Origin of the sequence: Cellulomonas algicola, assembly GCF_003851725.1 — a bacterium.
GTDB lineage: Bacteria > Actinomycetota > Actinomycetes > Actinomycetales > Cellulomonadaceae > Cellulomonas > Cellulomonas algicola.
On the sequence record NZ_BHYL01000227.1, the window covers coordinates 1 to 8,892 of the forward strand.

An 8,892-nucleotide genomic window follows, 5' to 3' on the forward strand; every position below is an offset into this window, starting at 1 on the left:
GACCGGGGCGCGGTCCTCGTGCTGCCCGCGCAGGCGCTCGTCCCGCACGACGCGCGCCCGGTCGGCGCCGCCGCCGAGCCCGACGAGCCGCGCCGCGTCCCCCTCGACCGCGACGGCTGCGTCGCGGGGGACGACGGCCGCACACCCCCGACGGTGGGGGACTGGCTGCTCCTCGACGAGACCCCCGACGGCCCGCGCGTCGCGACGATGCTGCCGCGGACCACCGCGCTCGTGCGCGACACCGCGGGCGAGACCTCGCGGACCCAGGCGCTCGCCGCGAACGTCGACGCGGTCCTCGTCGTCGAGCACCTCGACCCGGACCCCGACCTGGGCCGCGTCGAGCGGCTCCTCACGCTGGCCTGGCGGTCGGGCGCCCGGCCCGTCGTCGTGCTCACCAAGGCGGACCTGGTGCCCGACCCCGACGGCATGGCCGCCGACGTCGCGCGCGTCGCGCTCGCGGTCGACGTGCACGCGGTGTCCGCGCAGGACGGGCGCGGGCTCGACGAGCTCCGGCAGGACGTCCTGCGGCCCGGGCACACGCTCGTCGTCGTCGGTCCGTCGGGTGCGGGCAAGTCGACGCTGGTCAACGCCCTGGCCGGACGGCCGGTCATGGACGTCGGCGACCGCCGCTCGGACGGCAAGGGCCGGCACACCACGACGCACCGCGAGCTCGTCCCGCTGGCCGACGGCGCGATGCTCGTCGACACCCCCGGGATCCGTGGCGTCGGGGTGGTGGCCGACGCCGACGCGCTCGACGCCACGTTCTCCGACGTCGCGGAGCTCGCGGCCGCCTGCCGGTTCTCCGACTGCCGGCACGAGCAGGAGCCCGGCTGCGCGGTCCGCGCGGCCCTCGAGTCCGGCGACCTGGCACCCCGGCGGCTCGACTCGTACCGGCGGCTGGAGCGCGAGGCCGCCTACCAGGCGCGCCGCGTCGACGCGCGTCTCGCCGCCGAGGAGCGCGCGCGGTGGAAGAAGGTCACCAAGGAGTACCAGCGCGGGATGCGCGGCCCGGGCCGTCCCCGGTCCTGACGGGGCGCACGACCGACGCGCGACCGCGCGGCACCGGCGCCCGACCGGCCGGCGACCGGTGCTGACCAGGGCGATCGCGACGGATCGCGGGCAAACCCTCACACCTCGCTGGGCCCGACCGATCAGATGAGCACAGGGCCCACGGACGGGCCCGGGGCGGCGAGCGCCGCCTGCAGGACCAGGTGACCAGGGACGGGTGCCGCAGTGATCGTCGTGACGCGCCTCAACGGAGGACAGATCGGGGTGAACCCCGACCTCGTCCAGCGCATCGACTCCGCGCCGGACACCATCCTCACGCTCATCGACGGGACGAAGTACATCGTCACCGAGTCGCTGCCCGAGGTCATCGACCGCATCAACGAGCACCGCGCCTCGATCCTCGCCCGGGCGCGCGAGATCCAGTCGTCGCCGCACATCGGGCTCGTCCCCGACCTCGAGGACGACGACCGGACCACGCAGGCGCCCATCGCGCCGGCGGTGCCGCTGCGACCGAGGAGCGTGTGATGGACCCGGCCGGCATCATCGGGATCGTCGTCGCCCTCGTCGCGATCTTCGGGGCGATGATCCTCGAGGGCGCGGACCCCATGTCGGTCATGCTGCCCGCGCCGCTGCTGCTGGTGTGGGTCGGCACGATCGGCGTCGGCCTCGCGGGGCACACCCTGCGCGACGCGAAGGAGTCGTTCGCGGCCGTCCCGCGCGCGCTGCGCAGCGGCATCCCCGACCCGTCGGAGACCGTCGACACGCTCGTGAGCCTCGCGGACCGGGCCCGGCGCGAGGGCCTCCTCGCGCTCGAGGACGCCGCGCGCACGATCGACGACCAGTTCCTGCGCGCCGGGCTCCAGGCCGCGATCGACGGCACGGACCCCGAGGACCTGCGCATGATCCTCGAGGACAAGATCGCCACGAAGCGCACCCGTGAGCGTGCGCACGCCAAGTACTTCCAGGACATGGGCGGCTACGCGCCCACGATCGGCATCATCGGCACGGTCGTCTCGCTCGTGCACGTGCTCGAGAACCTGGCCGACCCGGCGTCGCTCGGGCACTCGATCGCCGCCGCGTTCGTCGCGACCCTGTGGGGCATCCTCTCGGCCAACGTCGTGTGGCTCCCGCTGGGGACGCGCATCCGCCGCATCTCCGACCTCGAGTGCACGCAGATGGAGATGACGCTCGAAGGCCTGCTGTCGGTCCAGGCGGGCGCGAACCCGCGCCTCGTCGGCGAGCGCCTGCGCAGCCTCCTGCCCGACGTGCCCGAGGGCAAGGACGCCAAGGCGAAGTCGAGGGCCGCATGAGCGGGCGGCGGCCGCGGCGCCACGTCGAGGAGGAGCACGTCAACCACGAGCGCTGGCTCGTGAGCTACTCCGACATGATCACGGTCCTCATGGCGCTGTTCATCGTGCTGTTCGCGATCAGCCAGGTCGACCAGGAGAAGTACATCGCGCTGCGCGACTCGCTCGCGGCGGGCTTCATGGACACGACGACGTCGCCGTCGGTGCTCGAGGGCACGTCGGGGAACCTCGACGGCGCGACCGTGCACAAGGACACGACGCCCGCCGACGGCTCCGCGGGCATGGTGAGCGCGGACAGCGGGCTCGGCCTGCAGGCCGCCGACCCGATGACCCCCACCACGCAGACGCCGCAGGAGTCCGTCGACCCGGCGGTCCTCGCGGCCGCGCAGGCGGAGGCGGCGCACCTGCAGGACCTCGAGGCGCGCATCATGCAGGCGCTCGCGGCGAACGGCCTGGACAGCGCGGTGCGGATGCGGATCGACGAGCGCGGCCTCGTGCTGGGGCTCGTCGCGGACGACGTCTTCTTCGCGCCGGCCCGCGCCGAGCTCACCGACACCGCGAACCGCGTGCTCGACGTCGCGGCGCCGCTGCTCGTGGGCATCGGCGAGAACATCTCCGTCGAGGGCCACGCCAACGTCATCCCGGTCTCCGGGCGGTACGCGACCAACTGGGAGCTGTCGTCCGACCGGGCCACCCAGGTGCTGCGGCACCTCGTCGAGGTCGACGGCATGCCGGGCAGCCGGATCATGGCCGTCGGGTTCGGCGACACGCGCCCGCTCGTCGCGGGCGACACCCCGGAGGCGCTCGCGGCCAACCGCCGCGTCGACCTCGTCGTCCTCAGCAACGCGCCCGAGCAGGTCCGCGCGCTGCTGCCGTCGCTGACCCAGGGAGGCTGACGTGCCCATCGAGCAGCGGGTCATCTCGGGCCCGAAGATCGGCGCCAAGATCGGCGGGAACGCGTCCGCGGCCCCCGCGCCGGCGCCCGAGCCCGAGCCGAAGAAGCGGCGTGCGCCGTCGAAGAAGCTCCTGATCATCGGAGCCGTCGTGGTGGTCCTCGCGGCTGCCGCAGCCGCCTGGTTCCTGTTCTTCCAGGGCGACGGCGCCCCCGCCGAGGAGCCCGCGCCCGAGGCGGGCGAGGTCGTGCAGGTCGAGCCGATCAGCCTCAACCTGGCCGACGGGCACTACCTGCGGCTGGGACTCGCGCTGCAGCTGACCACGGACGCGCACGAGTCGCCCGACCCGGCGCGCGCACTCGACCTGGCCATCGAGCTGTTCTCGGGCCGGACGGTCGCCGAGATCTCCGACCCGACCAGCCGCGCGGCGCTCAAGGAGCAGCTCGCGCACGCGCTCGTCGAGGCGTACGAGGGCGAGGTGATGGACGTCTACCTGACGAACTACGTCACGCAGTAGGCCGGCCGCAGCCGGCGACCCAGGGCACCACGGAGGGTGCCCGCACCGCCCCGCAGTCCGTCGCACGAGGCGACGGAGGGGATGAAGTCAGGGGTTTCGCTCAGCACCCCTGCGCGCCCGCCGATAGGGCGGTCGTGACACCCCTTGCGCCGCAGCCCGCCCGTCGGGTGCGCACCGCCGAGCCCGAGCCGTACGACTTCCGTCGACCGCTCACCCTCGCCCGGGAGCACGCGCGCCACCTCGAGATGGCGTTCCAGCGGCTCGCCCGGCAGTTCGCGACCCAGCTCACCGCGCGCCTGCGCGTCGTCAGCCAGGTGACGTTCGAGGACCTGGAGCTGCGGACCTACGACGAGTACGCGGGCGGCCTGCCGTCGCCCACCGCGATGGTCCTGTGCACGCTCGAGCCGAGCCGCCAGCCCGCCGTCCTGCAGATGCCCGTCGGTGCCGCTCTCGTCTGGATCGACTACCTGTTCGGCGGCGACGGCCGCGGCGACGAGCGCGAGGGCCGCGAGCTCACCGAGATCGAGTGGACCCTGGTCAAGGACGTCCTGCAGCACGCGATCGGCGACCTCGACTACGCGTTCGCGGGCCTCACGTCGATGTCCGCGACGCTGCGCTCCGTGCAGTACAACCCGCAGTTCGTGCAGGTCGTCGCCGCGCAGGAGACCGTCCTCGTCGCCGCGTTCCTGCTGCGCGTCGGCGACCGCGAGGACCGCATGACGCTCATGCTCCCGTCCGACCTGCTGCTGGGCGCGCTGCGCTCGTCCGAGGGCAGCGACGCCCGCTCCGACGAGGAGCAGCGTGCCGTCGCGACCGCGCAGGGCGACCTCGAGCGGGCCGTGCACGGCGTCCCCGTGGACGTCGCCGTCCGCTTCCGGCCCGTCACCGTGCACCCGCGCGACGTCCTCGACCTCGCCGTCGGTGACGTGCTGCCCCTGTCCCACCCGTCGACCGACCCGCTGGACGTGGTCGTCGACGGGATCGTGCTCGCCCGTGGCGCCGCCGGCACCCACGGGCCCCGACTGGCCTGCCAGGTCGTCACCGTCGAGGAGATCCCCGCATGACCCAGACCACCGACGCCCTCACGGGCCAGACCGCCGCCGACGCCGCGGCCGCCCTGGTGCCCTCGGCGCTGCCGCTCGCCGCGGTGGGCGCGTCGCACCGGGACGTCCCGGCGGGGGCGACGGCGCTCGTCGCGTCGTTCGTCGGCTCGCCCAGCGCGGAGCTCGTGCTCGTCGCGGGCGACGCGGTGACCGAGGCCGTCGCGTCGTCGAGCGTGCCGCTCGAGCTCGCGGACGCGCTGCGTCCCGCGCTGGAGGCGGCGTCGCGCACGCTCGGCGCGGGCGTCCTCGAGACGGTGCGACCCGCACCGGTCGCCGAGGTGCTCGCCGACGACGCCGAGGTGTTCGCGCTGGCCGCCGACGGTGCCGCGCCCGCCGCGTGGTTCGCGGTGCGGGTGCGCAGCCCCAAGGTCGCCGGTCCCACGACGTCGCAGGTCCCGACGCCGCGCACCAACCTGCGCATGCTCTACGACGTCGAGATGACGCTCACCGCCGAGATCGGCCGGACGCGCCTGTCCGTCAAGCAGGTCCTCGACCTCGCACCCGGTGCGGTGCTCGAGCTCGACCGCACCGCGGGCAGCCCGGCCGACGTCCTCGTCAACGGGCGGCTCGTCGCGCGCGGCGAGGTCGTCGTCGTCGACGAGGTGTACGGCATCCGCGTCACGGAGATCGTGGCCGGCACGGACGCGGGCGGCTCGGACGACTGATGGACTCCGTCATGCTGCTCCTGCGCGTCGCCCTGTCGCTCGCGGCCGTCGTCGGCCTCGTGTGGTGGGTCGGCCGCCGGTGGGGGGCGGGGCGCGCCGCGGGCAGCGGGCGCTCCAAGGAGCCGCAGGTCCAGGTCGTCGGGCGGCAGTCCGTCGGCCGGCACGCCGGGGTCGCCGTCGTCGCGGTCGGGTCGCGCCGCCTGCTCGTCGGGTACGGCGAGCAGCAGGTCACGTTCCTCACCGAGCTCGCGCCCGTGGTCGAGGTGCACACGCCGCCGGCGCCCGCGCCGGCCAAGCCGGCGCCCGTCGCGAAGAAGGTCGTCGACGCCGACGTGCCGCACCCGCGCCCCGCGGGCGACGTGCGCCCGCCCGTCGACCTGCCGCTGGGCGACGTCAAGCACGGTGCGCTGCACGGCTCGGTGCTCGACCCCGCGACGTGGCGGCAGGCCGTGCGGACGCTGCAGGACCGCACGGTGCGCCGATGAGCACGCTCACCACGCTCGCCGTCACCTGGTTCGCCCCGACGCCGCCCACGGCGCCCGACGCGCCCGCCGTCGGCGACACCGTCACCGTCGCGGTCAACGGCGTCAACGGGACGCCCAGCAGCTCGATCGTCGTGCTGCTCGCGATCACGCTGCTCTCGGTCGCGCCCGCGCTGCTGCTCATGACGACGAGCTTCACGAAGATCTTCGTCGTCCTGTCGTTCACCCGGAACGCGCTCGGCCTGCAGGGCGTGCCGCCCAACCAGGTCCTCGCGGGGCTCGCGCTGTTCCTCTCGCTCTTCATCATGGCGCCGACCGTGAGCGACGTGAACGCGATCGGGGTCCAGCCCTACCTCGACGGGTCGTTGACGTTCTCGCAGGCCGTCGACGCGGGCTCCGGGCCGCTGCGCGAGTTCATGCTGGGCCACACGCGCGAGCAGGACCTCGCGCTGCTCACGCGTGCCGCGCAGCAGGACAACCCGGCGTCGCCGCAGGACGTGCCGTTCACGACGCTCGCCCCCGCGTTCCTGCTCTCCGAGCTGCGGTCCGCGTTCATCATGGGCTTCGTCATCTTCGTGCCGTTCCTGGTCATCGACCTGGTGGTCTCGGCGTCGCTCATGTCGATGGGCATGATGATGCTGCCGCCCGTGATGATCTCCCTGCCGTTCAAGATCCTGCTGTTCGTCCTCGTGGACGGCTGGGGGCTGGTGGTCACGTCCCTCGTGGGCTCCTACGTGGGGAGCGGCTGATGGACACCACCGCGGTCCTCGACGTCGGCGTCGACGCGCTCGTCCTCGCCGCCAAGCTCGCCGCACCCGTGCTCGTCACGGCGCTCGTCGTCGGCTTCGTCATCTCCCTGCTGCAGTCGGTGACGCAGATCCAGGAGGTGACGCTCAGCTTCGTGCCCAAGGCGATCGCCGCGGCGATCGCGCTCGTCGTGTGCGGGCACTGGATGATCTCCGAGCTCGTCACGTTCACGCACGAGCTGTTCGACCGCATCCCCGCGCTCGTCGGCGGCTGACGTGGACCCGATCAGCATCGCCCTGCCCGTCGGGGCGGTGGAGACGACGATGCTCGCGAGCGTGCGGGTCGCCGCGTTCCTCGTGATCGCACCGCCGTTCTCGCAGCGCGCGGTGCCGGCCACGATCAAGGTCGCGCTCGCGCTCGGGATCGCGCTCGCCGTGTCGCCGCGGCTCGACCCGCTGCCGTCCGACACGACGCCCGCGTTCGTCGGGTCGCTCGTCGGCCAGGCCGTCATCGGCGCCGCGCTCGGGTTCCTCGTCTCGCTCGTCTTCTCGGCGGTGCAGTCCGCCGGGTCGCTGGTCGACCTGTTCGGCGGCTTCCAGCTCGCGACCGCGTACGACCCGATGAGCCAGAGCAGCGGCGGCCCGTTCGGGCGGCTGTACCAGATGACCGCGATGGTCCTGCTGTTCGCGTCCGACGGGTACCAGGTGGTCCTCGCCGGGCTGGTCCGGACCTTCGACGCGCTCCCGCTCGGCGCGATGCTCGACCCCGCCGCGCTCGGGCACACGCTCACCGACGGCCTCACGCAGATGTTCCTCGCGGCGCTGCAGATCGCCGGGCCGCTCATCGTCGTGCTGTTCCTCGCCGACGTCGGCCTCGGGCTCCTCACGCGCGTCGCGCCCGCGCTCAACGCGTTCGCGATGGGCTTCCCGCTGAAGATCTTGCTCACGCTCGTCTTCGGCTCGCTCGCGTTCCTGGCCCTGCCGACCGTGATGGAGGCCCTGACGGGGCGTTCCGTCGAGCAGATGCTGGGGGTGATCGTCCCGTGAGTGGCGACGACGGGCAGGACAGGACCGAGAAGGCCACCCCGCAGCGGATGAAGGAGATCCGCCGCAAGGGCGGCCTCGGCCGGTCGCAGGACCTCGCCGCGTGGGTCGGCCTCGGCGCCGCCGCCGCGGTGCTCCCGCTCGTGCTCGACAACGGCCGGGCGGCAGCGCTCGGCCAGCTCGCGGTCGTGCGCGACGCCGCCGTCGACCCCGACGGCACCGACGTCGTGCAGGTGCTCGGCGACGCGCTCATGACGGTCGTCACGACGCTCGCGCCGCTGTTCGTCGTCGGCGTCATCACCGCGATCGCCGTGAGCGCCGCGCAGGGCGGCATCCACCTGCACCGCCTGCGCCTGCACGCCGAGCACCTCAAGCCCAAGGGCATCGCGTCCCGGCTCGTCGGCGGGCAGGCGTGGTGGCAGGGCACCAAGACGCTGCTCAAGACGGCCGCGGTCGCGCTCGTCCTGCTGGTCGCGCTGCAGGCGCTCGTGCCGACGCTCCTCGCGTCCGGCCGGCTGCCCCTGTCGCACCTGCTCGGCATCGCCTCCGACGGCACCTCGACGCTCCTGCGGACCGGCATCGCCGCCGGCGTGATCCTCGCGATCGCCGACGTCGCCGTCGTCTTCCGCCGCAACCGCAAGCAGACCCGCATGACGCTCCGTGAGGTCAAGGAGGAGCACAAGCGGACGGAGGGGGACCCGATGCTCAAGGGCGCGATCCGGTCGAAGCAGCTCGCGATGAGCCGGAACCGGATGATGGCCGAGGTCGCGAACGCCGACGTCGTGCTCGTCAACCCGACGCACGTCGCCGTCGCGCTGCGCTACGAGCCGGGCACGGGCGCGCCGCGCGTCGTCGCGAAGGGCGCCGGTGCGGTCGCCGCGCGCATCCGGTCCGCCGCGTCCGACGCGCAGGTCCCGATGGTCGAGGACGTCCCGCTGGCCCGCGCGCTGCACGCCGCGTGCGAGCTCGGCCAGGAGATCCCCGCGCACCTGTTCACCGCCGTGGCCCGCGTGCTCGCGTTCGTCATGGCCCTGCGTCGCCGCGGCGCCGGCTCCGGCCAGCACCGCGTCCCGGGCGGCTCGACGCTGCCGGCCGACGACACCACCGACCACCGCGCGGCCGCGCGG

The 8,892-nt window shown here is 74.0% G+C and carries 12 protein-coding genes; all 12 read left to right on the forward strand.

The window, feature by feature from the left end:
- Nucleotides 1-1,029, forward strand: a 1,029-nt coding sequence (gene rsgA / locus CTKZ_RS14290) for a ribosome small subunit-dependent GTPase A (RefSeq protein WP_307720308.1), incomplete at its 5' end; no start/stop codon positions are given.
- Between the two features lie 213 nt (nt 1,030-1,242).
- The gene (locus tag CTKZ_RS14295; RefSeq protein ID WP_307720309.1) at nt 1,243-1,533 is read left to right on the forward strand and encodes a flagellar FlbD family protein; all 291 of its coding nucleotides are present in this window, start codon (nt 1,243-1,245) and stop codon (nt 1,531-1,533) included.
- A complete protein-coding gene (locus CTKZ_RS14300; protein WP_124343575.1) occupies nt 1,533-2,318 on the forward strand; it encodes a motility protein A in 786 nt (261 codons plus the stop codon). The genes CTKZ_RS14295 and CTKZ_RS14300 overlap by 1 nt, the downstream gene beginning before the upstream one ends.
- Nucleotides 2,315-3,211 carry an OmpA/MotB family protein gene (locus CTKZ_RS14305; RefSeq protein WP_124343576.1) on the forward strand — a complete coding sequence of 299 codons (897 nt, stop codon included), beginning with the start codon at nt 2,315-2,317 and terminating at the stop codon, nt 3,209-3,211. The genes CTKZ_RS14300 and CTKZ_RS14305 overlap by 4 nt, the downstream gene beginning before the upstream one ends.
- A gap of 1 nt (nt 3,212) precedes the next feature.
- The gene (locus CTKZ_RS14310) at nt 3,213-3,725 is read left to right on the forward strand and encodes a flagellar basal body-associated FliL family protein (protein WP_124343577.1); all 513 of its coding nucleotides are present in this window, start codon (nt 3,213-3,215) and stop codon (nt 3,723-3,725) included.
- A gap of 134 nt (nt 3,726-3,859) precedes the next feature.
- A complete protein-coding gene (locus CTKZ_RS14315) occupies nt 3,860-4,789 on the forward strand; it encodes a flagellar motor switch protein FliM (protein WP_124343578.1) in 930 nt (309 codons plus the stop codon).
- A complete protein-coding gene (fliN, locus tag CTKZ_RS14320) occupies nt 4,786-5,493 on the forward strand; it encodes a flagellar motor switch protein FliN (protein ID WP_124343579.1) in 708 nt (235 codons plus the stop codon). The genes CTKZ_RS14315 and fliN overlap by 4 nt, the downstream gene beginning before the upstream one ends.
- Entirely contained in the window at nt 5,493-5,978 is a 486-nt protein-coding gene (locus CTKZ_RS14325; RefSeq protein WP_124343580.1) for a FliO/MopB family protein, read from the forward strand. The genes fliN and CTKZ_RS14325 overlap by 1 nt, the downstream gene beginning before the upstream one ends.
- Entirely contained in the window at nt 5,975-6,724 is a 750-nt protein-coding gene (gene fliP / locus CTKZ_RS14330; protein WP_124343581.1) for a flagellar type III secretion system pore protein FliP, read from the forward strand. The genes CTKZ_RS14325 and fliP overlap by 4 nt, the downstream gene beginning before the upstream one ends.
- Nucleotides 6,724-6,996: a flagellar biosynthesis protein FliQ gene (gene fliQ, locus CTKZ_RS14335; protein WP_124343582.1), complete on the forward strand. Its 273-nt coding sequence runs from the start codon at nt 6,724-6,726 to the stop codon at nt 6,994-6,996. The genes fliP and fliQ overlap by 1 nt, the downstream gene beginning before the upstream one ends.
- Before the next feature lie 10 nt (nt 6,997-7,006).
- Nucleotides 7,007-7,768, forward strand: a complete 762-nt coding sequence (gene fliR / locus CTKZ_RS14340; protein ID WP_124343584.1) for a flagellar biosynthetic protein FliR — start codon at nt 7,007-7,009, stop codon at nt 7,766-7,768.
- Nucleotides 7,765-8,892, forward strand: a 1,128-nt coding sequence (locus CTKZ_RS14345) for an EscU/YscU/HrcU family type III secretion system export apparatus switch protein (RefSeq protein WP_268904340.1), incomplete at its 3' end; no start/stop codon positions are given. The genes fliR and CTKZ_RS14345, both read left to right, overlap by 4 nt.

What these genes read in the sequence shown, in the direction of transcription:
- fliN (WP_124343579.1), top strand. Translation starts at nt 4,786, where the DNA reads ATGACCCAGACCACCGACGCCCTCACGGGCCAGACCGCCGCCGACGCC.
- fliP (WP_124343581.1), top strand. Translation starts at nt 5,975, where the DNA reads ATGAGCACGCTCACCACGCTCGCCGTCACCTGGTTCGCCCCGACGCCG.
- CTKZ_RS14325 (WP_124343580.1), top strand. Translation starts at nt 5,493, where the DNA reads ATGGACTCCGTCATGCTGCTCCTGCGCGTCGCCCTGTCGCTCGCGGCC.
- fliQ (WP_124343582.1), top strand. Translation starts at nt 6,724, where the DNA reads ATGGACACCACCGCGGTCCTCGACGTCGGCGTCGACGCGCTCGTCCTC.
- CTKZ_RS14305 (WP_124343576.1), top strand. Translation starts at nt 2,315, where the DNA reads ATGAGCGGGCGGCGGCCGCGGCGCCACGTCGAGGAGGAGCACGTCAAC.
- CTKZ_RS14300 (WP_124343575.1), top strand. Translation starts at nt 1,533, where the DNA reads ATGGACCCGGCCGGCATCATCGGGATCGTCGTCGCCCTCGTCGCGATC.